The sequence below is a fragment of the Niallia sp. FSL R7-0271 genome, assembly GCF_038005785.1.
Lineage (GTDB): Bacteria > Bacillota > Bacilli > Bacillales > Cytobacillaceae > Niallia.
The window spans coordinates 3,675,794-3,692,382 of the sequence record NZ_JBBOTZ010000001.1; the positions used below are offsets into that span (position 1 = coordinate 3,675,794).

18 protein-coding genes are annotated in these 16,589 nt (G+C 39.9%); all 18 read right to left on the bottom strand.

From position 1 onward, the window contains the following. Positions 1-46: 46 nt before the first annotated feature. The 18 genes from atpG to spoIIR all read right to left on the bottom strand — a co-directional run bounded on the left by atpG (position 47) and on the right by spoIIR (position 16,569). Positions 47-907: an ATP synthase F1 subunit gamma gene (atpG, locus tag MKX82_RS18775; protein WP_233315916.1), complete on the bottom strand. Its 861-nt coding sequence runs from the start codon at positions 905-907 to the stop codon at positions 47-49. 35 nt (positions 908-942) lie between these two features. After that, a complete protein-coding gene (atpA, locus tag MKX82_RS18780; RefSeq protein ID WP_233315917.1) occupies positions 943-2,451 on the bottom strand; it encodes a F0F1 ATP synthase subunit alpha in 1,509 nt (502 codons plus the stop codon). Between the two features lie 24 nt (positions 2,452-2,475). Beyond that, on the bottom strand, positions 2,476-3,012 hold the full coding sequence (locus tag MKX82_RS18785) for a F0F1 ATP synthase subunit delta (RefSeq protein ID WP_233315918.1): 537 nt from the start codon (positions 3,010-3,012) through the stop codon (positions 2,476-2,478). Beyond that, positions 3,009-3,539, bottom strand: a complete 531-nt coding sequence (locus MKX82_RS18790; protein ID WP_233315919.1) for a F0F1 ATP synthase subunit B — start codon at positions 3,537-3,539, stop codon at positions 3,009-3,011. The genes MKX82_RS18785 and MKX82_RS18790 overlap by 4 nt, the downstream gene beginning before the upstream one ends. A gap of 102 nt (positions 3,540-3,641) precedes the next feature. Beyond that, positions 3,642-3,854 carry a F0F1 ATP synthase subunit C gene (gene atpE / locus MKX82_RS18795; protein WP_127739009.1) on the bottom strand — a complete coding sequence of 71 codons (213 nt, stop codon included), beginning with the start codon at positions 3,852-3,854 and terminating at the stop codon, positions 3,642-3,644. A gap of 70 nt (positions 3,855-3,924) precedes the next feature. Then, entirely contained in the window at positions 3,925-4,629 is a 705-nt protein-coding gene (atpB, locus tag MKX82_RS18800) for a F0F1 ATP synthase subunit A (protein ID WP_396953816.1), read from the bottom strand. Positions 4,630-4,654: 25 nt separating this feature from the next. Then, positions 4,655-5,044: an ATP synthase subunit I gene (locus tag MKX82_RS18805; RefSeq protein ID WP_233315921.1), complete on the bottom strand. Its 390-nt coding sequence runs from the start codon at positions 5,042-5,044 to the stop codon at positions 4,655-4,657. Between the two features lie 393 nt (positions 5,045-5,437). Next, positions 5,438-7,675, bottom strand: coding sequence for a S8 family serine peptidase (locus MKX82_RS18810; RefSeq protein ID WP_341079098.1), 2,238 nt, complete (start codon positions 7,673-7,675; stop codon positions 5,438-5,440). A gap of 137 nt (positions 7,676-7,812) precedes the next feature. Beyond that, complete coding sequence (gene upp / locus MKX82_RS18815) at positions 7,813-8,442, bottom strand: uracil phosphoribosyltransferase (protein ID WP_127739133.1); 630 nt, start codon at positions 8,440-8,442, stop codon at positions 7,813-7,815. Positions 8,443-8,595: 153 nt separating this feature from the next. Continuing rightward, positions 8,596-9,837, bottom strand: a complete 1,242-nt coding sequence (gene glyA / locus MKX82_RS18820; RefSeq protein WP_233315922.1) for a serine hydroxymethyltransferase — start codon at positions 9,835-9,837, stop codon at positions 8,596-8,598. Positions 9,838-10,147: 310 nt separating this feature from the next. Beyond that, complete coding sequence (locus MKX82_RS18825) at positions 10,148-10,720, bottom strand: TIGR01440 family protein (protein WP_233315923.1); 573 nt, start codon at positions 10,718-10,720, stop codon at positions 10,148-10,150. 32 nt (positions 10,721-10,752) lie between these two features. Further along, positions 10,753-11,202 carry a ribose 5-phosphate isomerase B gene (rpiB, locus tag MKX82_RS18830; RefSeq protein ID WP_233315924.1) on the bottom strand — a complete coding sequence of 150 codons (450 nt, stop codon included), beginning with the start codon at positions 11,200-11,202 and terminating at the stop codon, positions 10,753-10,755. Positions 11,203-11,330: 128 nt separating this feature from the next. Further along, positions 11,331-12,626 (bottom strand): methyl-accepting chemotaxis protein, encoded by a 1,296-nt coding sequence (locus MKX82_RS18835; RefSeq protein ID WP_237942058.1) that lies wholly within the window; start codon positions 12,624-12,626, stop codon positions 11,331-11,333. Between the two features lie 11 nt (positions 12,627-12,637). After that, positions 12,638-13,081 (bottom strand): low molecular weight protein arginine phosphatase, encoded by a 444-nt coding sequence (locus MKX82_RS18840; protein WP_233315926.1) that lies wholly within the window; start codon positions 13,079-13,081, stop codon positions 12,638-12,640. 199 nt (positions 13,082-13,280) lie between these two features. Then, positions 13,281-13,835: a manganese efflux pump MntP gene (locus tag MKX82_RS18845; protein WP_237942059.1), complete on the bottom strand. Its 555-nt coding sequence runs from the start codon at positions 13,833-13,835 to the stop codon at positions 13,281-13,283. A gap of 108 nt (positions 13,836-13,943) precedes the next feature. Next, entirely contained in the window at positions 13,944-14,984 is a 1,041-nt protein-coding gene (locus tag MKX82_RS18850) for an L-threonylcarbamoyladenylate synthase (RefSeq protein WP_237942060.1), read from the bottom strand. 163 nt (positions 14,985-15,147) lie between these two features. Beyond that, positions 15,148-15,606 carry a hypothetical protein gene (locus tag MKX82_RS18855; protein ID WP_237942061.1) on the bottom strand — a complete coding sequence of 153 codons (459 nt, stop codon included), beginning with the start codon at positions 15,604-15,606 and terminating at the stop codon, positions 15,148-15,150. Positions 15,607-15,822: 216 nt separating this feature from the next. Further along, entirely contained in the window at positions 15,823-16,569 is a 747-nt protein-coding gene (gene spoIIR / locus MKX82_RS18860; RefSeq protein WP_233315930.1) for a stage II sporulation protein R, read from the bottom strand. Between the last annotated feature and the right edge of the window lie 20 nt (positions 16,570-16,589).

The window sequence follows — 16,589 nt, forward strand, 5'->3', positions numbered from 1 at the left end:
ACTTCTTTTCATAGAATTGCAAAGTCGCAATTCTATTGCTTAAATCCTATTCCAGCGCAGCTGCACCGCCGACGATTTCCGTAATCTCTTGCGTAATAGCAGCCTGGCGAGCTCGGTTATAAACTAGACTCAAATCATTGATAATTTCTTTCGCATTATCAGTAGAGTTCTTCATTGCTGTCATCCTAGCAGAGTGTTCACTCGCTTTACTGTCAAGCAATGCACCGTAAATTAGGCTTTCTGCATATTGCGGCAGCAATACATCCAAAATCTCTTCTGCAGAAGGCTCAAATTCATAGGAAGTAAGTGCAGCAGAGTTATTCCCGATATCTGTAAGAGGGAGAATTTTCTTCTCCATTACATCCTGCTGGATTGCACTCACATAATGGCTGTAAATGATGTGTACTTCATCAAATGTTCCATCACTAAACATGCCGACAGACTTGTTTGTAATATCCTTAATGTCCAAGAAGTCCGGCTGGTCCGCAATTCCGACAATGTCCAAAATGACATTTGTCCCTTGCTTCACAAGGAAATCTCTGCCGACTTTACCGATTGCAATAACTGCATACTCATCTTTTGATTGATGCTTAGCTTGTACAATCTGGTTCAGCTTTCTTAAAACATTACTGTTATATGCACCCGCAAGTCCGCGGTCTGATGTGATAATAATATAACCTGTCTTTTTAACCGGACGGGCAACCAGCATTGGGTGGGAGCTGCCTTTGCTCCCTGCCGCTACTGACTGTGTCACTTCTTCTATCTTTTCCATATATGGAACAAAAGACTTTGCATTTGCTTCTGCTTTATTCATCTTAGCAGCAGATACCATTTGCATCGCTTTTGTGATTTGGCTTGTCTTTTTCGTTGAATTAATACGTGACTTTATATCGCGTAATGATGCCAAACGTTTTCACCACCATTCATCAGATTTTCCTTTTATTACTCAGTTGCAGCGAACGTCTTTTTGAAGTCGTTAATCGCAGCTGCCATATCGTCGTCAGAAGGAAGCTCTTTCGTTGACACAATGTGATCCAGCAATTCTTTACGGTTATGATCCATCCAGTTCAATAACTCATCTTCAAATCTTCTGATATCATGTACTGGAATATCATCAAGGAATCCGCGCGTCAATGCATAAAGGATCGCTACTTGCTTTTCTACTTTTAATGGTTTGTTCAAGTCTTGCTTCAGTACCTCAACTGTACGGGCACCGCGGTTCAACTTATCTTGTGTTGCTTTATCAAGGTCTGATCCGAACTGTGCGAATGACTCAAGCTCACGGAATGACGCTAAGTCAAGACGAAGCGTACCTGCAACTTTTTTCATCGCTTTAATTTGTGCAGAACCACCTACACGGGAAACAGACAACCCTGCGTTGATTGCAGGACGTACTCCTGAGAAGAACAAGTCAGACTGCAAGAATATTTGACCATCTGTAATAGAGATTACGTTTGTTGGAATATATGCAGATACGTCTCCTGCTTGTGTCTCAATGAACGGCAATGCAGTAATAGAACCGCCGCCTTTAGCGTCGCTCAGCTTCGCTGCACGCTCAAGTAAACGAGAATGCAAGTAGAATACATCCCCTGGATATGCTTCACGGCCTGGAGGACGACGAAGCAGCAAGGATAATTCACGGTATGCTGATGCTTGTTTAGAAAGATCATCATATACGATTAAAACGTGCTTGCCGTTATACATGAATTCCTCACCCATAGCTACACCTGCATATGGAGCTAGGTAAAGCAATGGAGCCGGCTGGGAAGCAGATGCAGTCACGACGATGGAATAATCCAATGCACCGTGTTTGCGAAGTGTTTCAACCGCATTACGAACAGTAGATTCCTTTTGTCCGATTGCTACATAGATACAGATCATATCTTGGTCTTTTTGGTTAAGAATTGTATCGATTGCTACAGATGTTTTACCTGTTTGGCGGTCACCGATGATAAGCTCACGCTGTCCGCGGCCGATTGGCACAAGTGCATCAATTGCCTTGATACCTGTTTGAAGCGGCTCACTAACTGATTTACGGTCCATAACACCAGGTGCCAAGAACTCAATCGGTCTAGTTTTGCTTGAGTTAATCGGACCCATTCCATCCACAGGCTGACCTAATGAGTTAACAACACGTCCAATCAATTCTTCGCCTACAGGTACTTCCATGATTCTGCCTGTACGACGCACTTCGTCACCTTCGCGAATGTCTGTGTAAGGACCAAGGATGATGATCCCGACATTGCTTTCTTCTAAGTTTTGGGCAAGACCCATAACTCCGTTAGAGAACTCAACAAGTTCCCCTGCCATACAGTTGTCCAATCCATGAACGCGAGCGATTCCATCACCAATACTGATAACCGTACCTACTTCACTCACTTGAACTTCTGATTGGTAATTTTCAATTTGCCTTTTTATAAGAGCACTGATTTCTTCCGCTTTGATGCTCATGCGTTTCACCCCTATCTTGAAATCTTATCCTAATAATGTACGTTGCAGACGTGCAAGCTTGCCTTGTAAGCTGCCGTCGAATATTTTGTTACCTATGCGAACTTTAATTCCGCCCAAAAGGTTGGAATCAACAATATTTTCAATATTTAGCGACAGTTTCCCTACTTTGGCAGCAAATGCCGCAGAGATAGCCGATTTTTCACTATCTGTAAGTTGTCTTACAGAGTAGACTTTCGCTTCTGCAATTCCTTTTGCATCATTAACAAATTCCAAAAAGTAATTACAGATGCTGACGATATAATCTTCGCGATGTCTGTCCATTAAAAGCATCAACATGTTTTGCACATGAACACTTGCTGAACTGAACGCATTTTTTACTATCTCTTTCTTTTGCTCCAATGAGATATTAGGAGACTTGAAAACTTGCTGCAAATCCGGTGAGTTGGCCACAACTGCTTTTACAACACGCATTTCCTCTTCCAACTGTTCCACATTGCCATTTTCTTTCGCGATTTGGAAAAGGGCTAAAGCATAGCGCTTTGATACTCCTGTATCCATCATCGTTTTTCGCCTACCTCTTGTATGTAATCATTAATCAGTTTCTCCTGATCCTGTTCACTCAGCTCTTTTTCGATTACTTTAGAAGCGATTAATACAGATAGGGAACTAACTTGCTCGCGAATTGCAACAACTGCCTTTTCCTTCTGTTGTTCAATTTCAAGCAATGCTGAATTCTTTAGTCTTTCCGCATCTTTTCTTGCATCAGCAATGATTGTTTCTCTTTGCAGCTCACCTTGAGCCTTTGCATTGTCGATCAATTCTTTTGCCTCAGTGCGCGCCTCTTTCAGCAATGCCCGCTGTTCTTCTAGAAGCTTAGAAGACTCGATGCGGTTTTTCTCCGCACTGTTTATTTCATTTGCTACAAATTCTTCCCTTTGCTTCATGATTCCCATAATCGGTCCCCATGCGAATTTCTTCAATAGCGCAAGAAGAATTAAAAAGATTACTAATTGAAATATGGCTGTTCCACCATTTATACCGTGAGAAGCTGCTCCAGCAGCTCCTAATACGAAGCTATTTAATAACACAACGGTTCACTCCCTTCCAACTGCTTACCTTCAAACTGACTTTTTTTGCATAAAGTAAAGGCGAAGTTTTCAAAAAAGTCTTCGCCATTTTTTAGCTATTTATTAACGGTTAAGTACCATGAATGCAATTACAACTCCGATAATCGGCAATGCCTCAACTAATGCTACCCCGATGAACATTGTTGTTTGTAGGAAACCGCGTGCTTCTGGTTGGCGTGCAATCCCTTCAACTGTACGTCCTACGATCAAACCGTTACCAATACTTGCTCCTAATGCTGATAAACCAATTGCGATTGCTGCTGCTAAAAGATTCATTATTAATTTCCTCCTAAATATATCAATATGATTTTTTTATAGTTTCACCTTAAAAAAATAAGGGAATAGATTAATGCTCGTCACTTACTTTATGAGACATGTAAACAAAAGTTAACATTGTAAAGATATAGGCTTGTATAAACCCTATGAAGATAGAAAAACCTTGCCATGCCATTGTTAAAGGAATTGCAGCAATAAAGCCTGCCCATCCTGTCCACGCTAATGAACCTACTAATAGGGACAATAGCAGTTCCCCGGCATAAATATTTCCGTACAGACGCAAACCAAGCGTCAAAGTATTGGAAAACTCTTCGATTATCTTTAAAGGAAGCAAGAACTTCATCGGCTGAACATAGCCTTTGAAATACCCTTTAACTCCTTTTTGCTTAACACCATAATAATGTGTCAATGCAATGATCATAGAAGCTAATGTCAATGTGATAATCGGATCGGCTGTTGGTGATTTCCACCAAAGAACACCGTCAACCACTATAGAAAACGGCAAACCAAGCAGGTTGGAAATTAACACGTAAAAGATGATTGTCATCCCTAACATGTGGAACTTCCCTCCATCTTTCCAATCCATGTTGCTTTTGATGATGTTTTTCACGAAGTCCATTACCCATTCGATCATGTTCTGCATCCCTGTAGGCTTAAGGGCCAGTCGGCGCGTTGCAGCAACAGCGATAATAAATACGATCAAACTTGTTATGGCTATCATCAAGACACTGGATAAATCTACTCTCAAGTATTCCGAACCGAAAAGGTAAAACACTTTCTCTTTGTGATCCAAGCAATTCTCACCTCTCTTTTCTAATACTATTTTTAAAAATAGTACTAAATAAGTAATCTATCATAATGACTATGTAAGCCGTCATTAATCCAATAACAACGCTGATAAGGTGTATCTGCTCAGGAAATTCCATGGCTAATGCAACCCCAAGGACCGCAGCCGCCATTCTTTGCAGCATTCCTAATGATTGCGTTTTTTTTCCTTCATCTATGTTTCTGCTGAATCTTGCCATCCTTCTCACTAAAAGCCAAATATTATAAAGGCTTAAGGCTGTCCCAATTAACAGACCCATAAAAACAGGCTTATAAGGGGTTGCAACCCACCCGATAAGGTAAAGTGAAAGCAGTATAGATATGTACTTAAGTTGTTTTGTAAGCATCTGCTTTATTTCAAACATAATTTAGCCAAATCTCCTGACAACAGACTTTCTTTCAGACAGCTTTAACAGGGAACAAAAACAGCCTTTTTTGCGTCACAAAAAAAGCAATATTTTTTGAAAAGGCCCTGAAAACCCTATCATCTACTTTGTAAGCATACAATAAGGTTATGTCAAATGTCAATTAGTATTAACAACATAAAAAGATTAAAATCTCACCTTTAAATATTATCGTTTAACCCCTAAATTATCATATATGAAGCGTTTTATTTTTTCTCTCCTTTCCCGGTAAAAATTTTCTTTTTTATTCTATCATGAATCGAAAAATTTTATATCGAAAAAGGAGATTATTCACATATCTTTCAATTAATTTCCTATTACTTTTATATTAGGGAGATGTTTACAATTGCCAAACTATTTTCGCTTAACGTTTTCACTATAATTAACTTTATTACCTACAACCGTTAATTGTCCGCTGACAGCATCTTCTTTGCCTGCTTTTTTGGCAAACGCAATAATTTCATATATACCACTGTCTGGCAGAGAATCTTTCTTAATATTCCCCTTTAACTGACCTCGTTTCACCTCTTTTTTCCAATCAAGAAATTTCACAAACTTTAAGGACTCCTTATCGAATGCAGCTATGCCAAACTCCTCGGCACCTGTCGGTAAATAGGCTTCATAACTGAAGCTCCCATTATTCTCCTCTACCATATTAAAGCCCATTAAACGAGGATATTCCGGTTCTTCAAGTACATACAAATATGGTATCGTTATGGAATTCCTACCTGCATTTACTTCAAGCGCTCCATTCTGCAGCTTGTTTTTAAATAATTTATTGTCTATCATCATTCGGATCGGCACTTTTTTGGTACTGCCGGGAGCTAATGTAAAGGACAACGGCAACTGCCATGTCATGCCTCTTTGCTTAGCAGGCTGTTTAAATGTTACCCATTGAGGTTCACTTCCTTTGTTGACTATTGTTAAATAGGAAGTATGTTCATGTAGATGGTCTGCAAGCTTAAATTTCCCGAATCTCATGCTGCCCGGCAAAACAAGCACCTCTGCTCGTACAGCTTTATCCACCTGGATTCTGCCAGCACCTTGCTCATACACCTTGTAAAGTTCCCCGTTTCTGTTGCGAAGCGGCAGTGCTGTATTCATTAAAGCTGCCTTCACATCTTCCGGACTCCAATCAGGATGAGCTTCTAGCAGAAGAGCAGCAGCACCGGCTACATGAGGAGCTGCCATGCTCGTGCCTTGAAGCGCCAGATAGCCTCCAGGCACTGTGCTGTTAATCACTACCCCAGGAGCAACAACATCTGGCTTTATATCCCATGTGCTTGTGACAGGTCCTCTTGAGCTGAACTCTGCCAGAATATCTTTTTCCCAATAACTGTTGATTTTTGCATATAACTTATTTTTGCCAAGCTTCTCAAGGAGAATACTGCCTTCCTGTTTCGTTACGCCTGCAACTGGAATTGGTATATCTTTTTCCAAGCTTCCAAGCAGAGGACCATCCATATCATTCATAATAAGAACAGCCTTCGCTCCTGCCTTATACGCATTTTCAGCTTTTTCCCCAAACGTTAGCTCCCCCCGCTTCAGGAGCACCACCTTTCCTTTTACGTTATTTAACTCCTTCTTGCGGCCAAGCCCCCCTTGTGCTATTTCTAAACTATTTGTAAAGCTCCATTGCTTACTTTTATCCATCTTATTTAAGATAATCCTTGCTCCGTCTACCTCTATATAAGGAATTTTCATATTAGGTGTTGTTGCTCCAACTGATATAGCCTTAGCAGCTGTGCCCGGAGAACCTACTGTCCAATCGGATGGCCCCGCATTCCCTGCTGCTGCAACAGCCACAATCCCTTTCTCAACTGCCTTATTTAAGGCAATACTTATCGGCAAATCCGGCCCGTTCACTTCACTGCCAAGTGAGAGGTTAAGCACATCGACCTTATCCTTTACCGCTTTTTCAATCGCACTTAATATTTGCTCTGTTGTTCCTGCTCCTCCAGGACCAAGCGCACGGTACGCATAAATTTCTGCATTTGGAGCAACTCCTTGATGCTTGCCCTTTGCGGCAATAATTCCAGCGACATGTGTACCATGCAAAGTATTTCTTAACCCGTTTCCGACTGTTTCCATCGGGTCCTTATCACGATCAACAAAATCCCAGCCTCTTTTAAAGCTTTTCTTTAAGTCAGGATGATTATAATCAATGCCTGTATCAATCACTCCTACCTTTATTCCCTTTCCAGTCAAGGCAGAGCTCTCCTTTAATGCCCCTCTTATCCAATCAGCACCAATTATCTCAGCAGGCCGTTCACTTTCTGCAGTATATGTTTTAACTTGTGATACAAGCTCCACATCATGATTGTCAGCAAGCTTATGCAAATCATCTACCGTAGCGCGCACGGAAAATCCTGAAAAAATTTCACAAAATACGGTTCTCTTTTCGCCACTTTTCAGTTTCGTCATTAGCTCGTTCACTTTCGCCTGATAACATCCGCCTTTTAGCTTTACAATGGCTACCTTTTTTTCCTGTTTGCTTTCTATTGGTAGATCAGGGAGGTCGAGCGCAGCTGCAATAATATGATTAGAACAAGGGAGGATTATAAGCGATAGCAGCAGGATTAGTTTCTTCATATGTAATCTCCTTAGCAAAGGGGCTGTAGTTGGTTTTATAATTTGCAGAAGTGATTAAAATATGTGTGGGCATTTTTGGTTACATGTTCTCGAAGCACAAAAAAAGACTGACCTATACAGGCCAGTCTTTTAGCTATTTATTTAGTTCCGAACAATCGGTCACCAGCGTCTCCAAGACCTGGAACAATGTAACCTTTTTCGTTTAGCTTCTCATCAAGTGCAGCGATATAAATATCTACATCTGGGTGAGCTTCTTTCAGAAGTTCTACACCTTCAGGTGCTGCAATTAAGCACATGAACTTGATGTTCTTTCCGCCTCTTGTTTTCAAGGAGTTGATTGCTTCAATCGCTGAACCGCCTGTTGCAAGCATTGGATCTACTACAATGAAGTCTCTTTCTTCTACATCAGACGGAAGCTTCACATAATATTCTACAGGCTTAAGTGTCTTTGGATCACGGTAAAGCCCAATATGTCCAACTTTTGCAGCTGGAATAAGCTTCAGGATACCGTCAACCATTCCGATACCTGCGCGCAGGATTGGAATAATCCCTATCTTCTTACCGGAAAGTACGTTTGATTTTGTTCTGCTTACTGGAGTATCAATTTCAATTTCTTCTAAAGGCATATCACGAGTGATTTCAAAAGCCATCAATGTTGCCACTTCATCTACTAACTCTCTGAATTCTTTTGTACCTGTTTGTTTCTCACGAATGTATGTAAGTTTATGTTGAATAAGTGGGTGATCAAATACGTATACTTTTGCCACATCTTTCACTCCGTTTCCTTCTTTATCGTAAACACACTTCTTGTAATTCTACAGAAAAAAGGCTTTCAAATCAACTGAAAGTTTAACTTTACTTACATTATTTTTACCCAAAAAAGAGCCAGCCTATGCTTATGATAGGCTGGCTGCTGTTTCTTATAGTTCTTTATACAATACAAATTTGCTAGTCAATGCTTCCACTCTTTTAGCTGCTTCTGCTAATTTTTCTTGATCTTCATGATTTTTCAATGTGAAGCCGATAATAGAAGCAATTTCGTCCATATCTTCCAAACCGAAACCGCGGGATGTCACAGCAGCTGTACCGATACGAACTCCGCTTGTCACGAATGGACTTGCAGGATCAAATGGAATTGTATTTTTGTTTACCGTAATGCCGACTTCATCCAAAACATGCTCGGCAACTTTACCAGTCAGTCCAAGAGTCTGTAAATCTACTAGCAACAGGTGATTGTCTGTTCCATTAGATACAAGTCTCAAACCTTCTTTTTGTAATCCTTCTGCTAATCTCTTTGCATTTGCGATAATGTTTTCAGCATATACTTTAAAGTCATCTTGCAATACTTCTCCAAAAGCAACAGCTTTAGCAGAAATGACATGCATAAGTGGTCCACCCTGGATTCCCGGGAAGATTGACTTATCGATTTTTTTGCCGAACTCCTCTTTACAAAGGATCATTCCGCCGCGAGGGCCTCTTAATGTTTTATGCGTTGTTGTTGTAACAAAATCTGCATACGGAACAGGATTTTCATGCAATCCTGCAGCAACAAGTCCGGCGATATGAGCCATGTCGACCATTAAGTATGCGCCAACTTCATCTGCAATCTCACGGAATTTCTTGAAATCAATCGCGCGAGGGTATGCACTAGCACCAGCTACGATAAGCTTCGGCTTATGTTCGCGAGCTTTTTCAAGCACGTCCTCATAATTGATTTGTTCTGTTTCCTTGTCAACACCATATTCAACAAAGTTATATTGAACACCACTAAAGTTTACTGGGCTTCCATGTGTTAAATGTCCGCCGTGGGAAAGATTCATACCGAGCACTGTGTCCCCTTGCTCAAGTATAGTGAAATATACAGCCATATTTGCTTGTGCTCCAGAATGGGGTTGAACATTGACATGCTCTGCACCAAAAATTTCTTTCGCACGATCGCGAGCGATATCTTCAACAATATCAACATATTCACAACCGCCATAATAACGTTTTGCCGGATAGCCTTCTGCATATTTATTTGTAAGGACAGAACCTTGTGCTTCCATTACTGCCTCACTTACGAAATTCTCTGATGCAATCAACTCGATTTTTGATCGTTGGCGGCCCAATTCTTGCTGAATAGCTTTGTATACTTGTTGGTCGTTTTGTGCTAAATGCTTCATTTGAATCCTCCCTGTAACACTTATATTATATTTCTTTGATTCTACGGAAAATCTTCTTATATTCTAACACGTAACAAATTTAAAAAGAAGCTAAAAAATACGAATTATTATTTTTATACCTTTATTTATTGTTCGTGTTTTGCTAAGAAAATATCCAATTCCGTCTGATTATTTTCTTAAAATAATATAAATTCGTTTTTTTTATAAGATTTAGCAGTTATCATATATAAAAAACACTGCCGTTTTTAGATTAGCAGCTTATTTGTATAATAAAAAAAGATATCCTGACTTCTTTCAGGATATCTTTTTTCTAGCAAGATTCATTCTCTTTATTTTTTTCATATACAGCTCTTTGTCCGCCAATCAGCTTTGGTCTTGCTTTGGCAAGAGTGACATGTGCTGCACCGAGCTGCTTTTGCGCTACTCTTATCGGCACTGCAACATGCTTTATATGCATTCCTATTAAAGTATCTCCGATATCAATGCCGCCGTCTGCTGTAATATGTTCAACGACAACAGGATCTGCCATATGCTGATAAGCATATGCCGCCATAGCTCCACCTGCCTGGCGTACAGGAATAACAGTAACTTCCGGCCAACCTTTTTCCTCTTGCAGCTTACGCTCAACTACTAAAGCTCTGTTTAGATGTTCACAACATTGAAAAGCCAATGCAACACCTGTTTGTTCCTCGTATTGCTTAAACTCTTGAAAGATAATACTTGCGACATCCTCAGCACCTGCAGTCCCGATTCTTTCACCGATGACTTCACTTGTGCTGCAGCCAACAACAAACAGATGGCGGCTCGTCAAATTTGCCTGTTCTTGATAATCATTTAAGATGCTGTGCAGCTGTTCCACTAACAATGACTTATCTATACCCATAAACAACACTGCCTTTCGTTATAGCATTATGCTTAGGAAGATGTTTCTAATTCATAGTTTGCGATTTTATCGATTCTTGTTTGATGTCTGCTGCCGCTAAAATCAGAAAGCAGCCAAGTCTTCGCTATTTCCCGGGCAAGTCCCGGACCAATTACTCTTTCTCCCATTGCAATCACATTGCTGTCATTATGCTCCCTAGTCAATCTGGCGCTGTAAACATCATGCACAAGTGCGCATCTGATACCTTTTACTTTATTAGCTGCAATGCTCATGCCAATACCAGTTCCGCAAATCAGAATCCCGCGATCGAACTCTCCGCTCGCAACCTTTTCTGCAACTGGCAGTGCATAATCCGGGTAATCTACTGAAGTAGTGCAATCACACCCAAAATCTACATATTCTATCTGCAATTCATTAAGCAAGCTTTTGATTTCTTCTCTAATATTCAATCCGCCATGATCTGAAGCTATAGCAACTTTCATCCTGTTAACCTCCTCTTATTCCTCTATTATTTTCACATAAAAAAGAGCAAATAGAAAGGCTGTTTACATTCTTTTTAGAAACAGAAAACTAAGTAAAAAGTAAGCAGGAAAAAGCACTTATAATACGATTAAATCTTAAATCTGGTGATAGTTTCTTTCAGCTGCTCAGCCTGCTGCTGAAGCTCCATTGCAAGAATATCAACTTCATTAATGATCTTCGTCTGGCTTTCTGCAATAATCATTACCTGCTGCGTTCCTGCAGATGTCTCCTCCGCAATTGCCGCTACTTCTTGAGACTGTCTGGAGGTATGCTCAATCTGCTCCATTTGCTGATGAACTTGGGCTGTAATATGTTTAGTGGAATCTGCCATTTGTTTCACAATAGCTGTCATTTCTTGAAGGGTAGCATTCGTTTTTTCACCTTGTTGTGCTTCTGCATTGGCGCTTTGAACCTGCTTTTTAATCTGACCAACGACATTTTTGACTTCTGACTGCATATTGGCAATTAGTTCACCAACACCTTCAACAGCTTTGGCGCTCTCATCCGCTAGAACCCTTACCTCTTCTGCTACAACCGCAAATCCTTTACCGTGTTCCCCAGCTCTTGCCGCTTCAATGGAGGCATTTAAAGCAAGTAAGTTTGTTTGTGAGGCAATTGTTCCAACAAACTTTAGAATATCACCGATTTTAGCGGCATTATCTTCTAATCTTTTTACAGATGATAAGGAACGGCTGTTTTCTTCGGCCAACTGCTTAAGGCCAGCTACAAGAGAATGAACCACTTTATTCGTTTCATCTAAGTTTGCAAGCATTTCATTAGAGATTTGCTGTGTATGATCTGCATTTTCCTGGACTGTTTGGGCAATTTTCATCGACTGCTCCACTGCTTCAGCTGTTGCTTGAACAGAATTGGCTGCTACCTCAGATCCGCCTGCAATTTCTTCCACTGCCTTTGAAATAGACACTGTCTGTTCATGAGCTTCCTGTGATTTACCTGTAATTGTTTTAACTGTAGCATTAGTGCTGTTAAAGTTATCTTCAATACTTTTAACCATTTCCCGCAAGTTAGCCAGCATATCATTATAAGCAATGCCTAGTGATTGAATTTCATCATCCGAACTTGAAATTTCCACTTCTTCTCTTATATCTCCATGTGCTGCTTTAATTGCACTCTGCTCCAGACGCTTAAGCGGCTTAATGATAAAACCCGCTGCCAAAAATGCCAGAAATCCAGACCATAAGACTCCTAATGTCAATGTAAGAAGATTAAATACAAAGGCACTAATTCCTAAATCATCTGGAAGCAAAGGAAACAGAACATAGATGAAAAACGCACTTGTTGAGTAAGTAATCAATGCCAATACTGTAATAAACAATGCCAGTTTCTTTCTTAAGCTGAACCTATATGAAGCAGTCTTATCCATTTTGTTCTCCCCTAGTTTTCCATTTCTAATTTTTTTATCAGTGACTGTATCAAGCTATGTAATTCCTGATATGTCATTCTATAAAGCTCGACCGAACCTCCAAATGGATCGACAATATCTCCATACTTATCATCATTTACAAATTCCTTTAACGTAAATGTTTTTTCAATTGCATGGGGAAACTGATTGACAATTGCATTCTTATGGCCGACCGTCATCGTAAACACATGTGTTGCCCAGTCTAACAAGTCGCTAGTCAGCATAGAGGAGCGATGATTATGTTCCATTCCCTTTTCCGCAAGCACTTCCTTCAATTGATAAGAAGCCTCCGCGCCGTCTATTGCATAAACACCGGCAGATTTAACTTCGATATTTACGCTGCTATTCTTAAGGATTGCTTCTGCCATTGGGCTGCGACAAGTGTTCCCTGTACAAACAAACAGTACACGTACCATATTTTCTACCTCCTTTTAAGTAAAAGTATAGTATAGACTTTTTTGTCAGCCTAATTTTATGTCACCATTTGGAATCACTACTATATCTATCGACAGGAATTATTATTTTTACACTTCATTCCAAAGATTTAGCTGTTTTTGCAAAACAAAAAGGCAGCCTGTCAATGAAGCTGCCTGCATGTTTATCACTTCGATGTAGTTAAAGATGTAATAGCAGCTTTACGCCAAAAGCAAGCAATATCCCTCCGCCTAACACCTCACCGTAATTACCTAAAAGTCCTTGTGCTTTTCTCCCAATAATCAAGCCGAGCCATGTGAGTAATGTTGCGCTCAAGCCAAAAGCAAGCAGAACTAGCCATGTTTTCGCTTTATAAATACCTAAGCTTAAGCCGACTGAAAAGCTGTCCAGACTCACACTGACCGCAAACACAATCAGGCCGAATCCGACTGGTGTGATTTTATGTTCATCATCTTCTTTAAAGCCAGTCCATATCATTTGCACACCTAAAATGACAAGAAGCACTCCTCCAATAATACCGGCAATTTCTCCAAAATTATCAGATAAGAATCTTCCAGCTAGGATGCCTGCAAGCGGCATAATGACATGAAATATTCCGATAATAAATCCTATCTTCATTATTTGCCTTAGCCGGAGTCTGTACATTCCCATTCCCAGCCCAACAGAAAATGCGTCCATTCCTAAAGCAAATGCCATCAGCATAAGTGTAAATATTTCTCCGATTAGTGTAGACATTACCTTCCCCCTTGGACTTGCTAGTTAAGAATATGCACGTCCAAGTTTTTTTAGAAGCATTTTGTCTATGGTCTATTCAGAAATTTCTTTTGGCATTTTCCCTCAGGGTTATTCAATCACTTGGTGAGAGGCTGCTTTCATCAATCTGTTCATGATTGCGTGTCCTAGACCTTCATATGGAAACATCTCAGAAAAAATAATATCAACATTACTATGGTTAAAGCTTCTCAGCCCATCATATAAATTCGCAGCGACTGTGGATAATTCAGCTCTTTTTCCACATACAAAAATATAATCTGCTTGGTAGAAATCTTGATTTTCTTCTGTTGTAAGCACTCCTGCTTTTTTGCCATTCCGACGTTCTTCCGCTACTAACTCCTGAATTCTTTCTCTTGGAGCCTTCACTAAAAACAACGGTGCGTTTGGGGCATAATGCGTGTACTTCATCCCTGGTGCCTTCGGGGCAGACTCTTTATTTACAAGCGCCTTATCAAGCTTCACTTCTCCAATGACTTTTTCCATTTCCTCCTGTGACACTCCACCTGGACGCAAAATCGTCGGTACAGCATCCGTGCAGTCAATTACTGTTGACTCCACTCCGACACCAGTTGGACCACCATCGACAATGCCTGCTATGATAGAATCTAAATCTTCCTTCACATGAAGAGCTGTAGTTGGACTCGGCTTGCCAGAAGTATTAGCACTCGGTGCAGCGATTGGCAAATTAGCCTCTTCGAGCAGCCTTAGTGCAACAGGATGATCAGGCATTCTTACTCCAACAGTAACTAGTCCTGCAGTAGCAAGCTTAGACAAGGCTCCTTCCTTCAATCGGAAAATAATTGTCAGCGCTCCTGGCCAGAAAGCCTCCATGAGCTGTTCAGCCTTCTCGGGCACTTCTGAAACTAGTTCTGTCAGCTGCTCTTTATTAGCGATATGAATAATGAGAGGATTATCTGACGGCCTCCCTTTAGCAGCAAAGATTTTAGCTATCGCCTCATCGCTTTTGGCATTACCTCCAAGTCCGTAAACCGTTTCTGTTGGAAATGCAACTACTTCATTCTTGTTTAAAAGGTCTGCAGCCTGTTGTATTTGTGGATAACCACTATCTATATCCACATACTTATCCACTGACCATATATTTGTCTTCATACTTATCCACCTTTAGCCAAAACTTGTTTAAATACATGAAATTGCTTGTGATTCTTCAATTTTCGACAAGAATTTTTTAACTGATTCTCGCTAAAATTTTTATCTTTTATCTGACTTGTCCACAAATTGTGAATAAAATGATGATTTTTGTGGATAACTCTCCTTAATTATCCACATTACTAATGGAATAATACATAATTTTCGAGTTATTCACAACTTTCATCGCATTAACTGTTGATGACTCTCTGACATCAACAGGCAAATCTTCGACATTAATCTCCTTAAAGCCCAGCAAATAAAAGAGATTACTCGCATTTTTATTATTTACTACGCAATATAGCATACCTAAATTTTTTTCTTTAGCCAACTTTATCGCCTGCTGGAGTAAAAATAGAATTTCCTCTGCAGATCCTTCCTTAAGCACTAGCGCTCTTAATAATCCAGAATCTGCAAAAGGCTGAATACCGATCGTTCCCTTCAGCATGCCTGACTCTGCATCACTCGCTAGAAGACAGAAGTCAATCCAGCTTTCGAGATCATGTAACTTCACTTCTGTTGTTCCCATAAAATCCTTCAAGCTCTCTAAATCCTCACGATTTGCTTTACGTACGATATGCTCCATTATCTCCGTCTCCTTTTTATCATAAAATGAATCTGCTCTTAATTCTATTAATATGAAAAGGGACCGAAAAAAATGATAGAATATTTTCTAATATATATGTATCTATCTACCATCAGCAATTCCGACCATTATTATATAACACTTAGCAGAAAATATCGTTGATTTCTAAAATTGTAAAGCCATCTGCAGTATACTACTTGCGCAGATGGCTTCTTTTCATCCAAAAATTTTATCCCAAAGCTCTACTAAGAAAAACTTCACTTCTACATCACTCTCTGTTGATTCATCAACATAGACAGGGTCTTCCTTGTTTTCTTTTTCTTCTTTTTTATTTTCCTGTTTTGCTTCTTTTTTCACTGACTCCGCACTTGCTGTTTTACTATCTGCTTCTTCCTTATCTGCTTTTTCTTTCTGCTTGCTGCCCTCTTCCTTCTTCTCCTCTTCAAATCCGTCACTTACAGCAACACTGTTGGAGAAATCAAGGAAACATAATGGCGGAAATAATACACACCACCAATTTGCACCTTCACCTGCTCCTAATGTAATTAAGATTGCTTCATACTCGCCTGCAGGATATAAGAACTCTCCATAAAGCTTTGTAGGAAAATCTACTTTTCCGAATTTCACTTTCACTGCCTGATCAGAATTTTCTTCCATAACTACGTTTTCTGCTATTTTTTGAATTTCCGGCTGCTTTGCTTTTAATAGCTGTTCAGCTGCTTGCTTTGAAGTTAAATCTGCTACCCACTTTGTAATTTCTGCATTCACTGCATCCCTAACTTTTCGTTTTAAAGCTTGATCTTCTTCACTGTCACTGTTCGCTAAGATTCTTAGTCTGATAGCATCATTCGGAATCACCACTTGCTCGTTTGCTGTTACTTCGTTTTTCGGTATATATAAACTAAAAATAGTTGATATGATAAGTACAAATATATAACTTGTTGCCATTGATTTTCTTTTCATATTAATTCGCCCCCTTGTAC

Bases quoted from the DNA above. Each gene is read 5' to 3' on its own strand.
- atpE (WP_127739009.1), bottom strand. From the start codon at position 3,854: ATGAATCTTTTAGCAGCAGCAATCGCAATTGGTTTATCAGCATTAGGA.
- MKX82_RS18845 (WP_237942059.1), bottom strand. From the start codon at position 13,835: ATGTCTACACTAATCGGAGAAATATTTACACTTATGCTGATGGCATTT.
- MKX82_RS18810 (WP_341079098.1), bottom strand. From the start codon at position 7,675: ATGAAGAAACTAATCCTGCTGCTATCGCTTATAATCCTCCCTTGTTCT.
- atpA (WP_233315917.1), bottom strand. From the start codon at position 2,451: ATGAGCATCAAAGCGGAAGAAATCAGTGCTCTTATAAAAAGGCAAATT.
- rpiB (WP_233315924.1), bottom strand. From the start codon at position 11,202: ATGAAAGTTGCTATAGCTTCAGATCATGGCGGATTGAATATTAGAGAA.
- MKX82_RS18855 (WP_237942061.1), bottom strand. From the start codon at position 15,606: ATGGAGCATATCGTACGTAAAGCAAATCGTGAGGATTTAGAGAGCTTG.
- MKX82_RS18840 (WP_233315926.1), bottom strand. From the start codon at position 13,081: ATGGTACGTGTACTGTTTGTTTGTACAGGGAACACTTGTCGCAGCCCA.
- MKX82_RS18850 (WP_237942060.1), bottom strand. From the start codon at position 14,984: ATGAAGACAAATATATGGTCAGTGGATAAGTATGTGGATATAGATAGT.
- MKX82_RS18785 (WP_233315918.1), bottom strand. From the start codon at position 3,012: ATGATGGATACAGGAGTATCAAAGCGCTATGCTTTAGCCCTTTTCCAA.
- MKX82_RS18805 (WP_233315921.1), bottom strand. From the start codon at position 5,044: ATGTTTGAAATAAAGCAGATGCTTACAAAACAACTTAAGTACATATCT.
- spoIIR (WP_233315930.1), bottom strand. From the start codon at position 16,569: ATGAAAAGAAAATCAATGGCAACAAGTTATATATTTGTACTTATCATA.
- MKX82_RS18825 (WP_233315923.1), bottom strand. From the start codon at position 10,720: ATGGGTATAGATAAGTCATTGTTAGTGGAACAGCTGCACAGCATCTTA.
- glyA (WP_233315922.1), bottom strand. From the start codon at position 9,837: ATGAAGCATTTAGCACAAAACGACCAACAAGTATACAAAGCTATTCAG.
- MKX82_RS18835 (WP_237942058.1), bottom strand. From the start codon at position 12,626: ATGGATAAGACTGCTTCATATAGGTTCAGCTTAAGAAAGAAACTGGCA.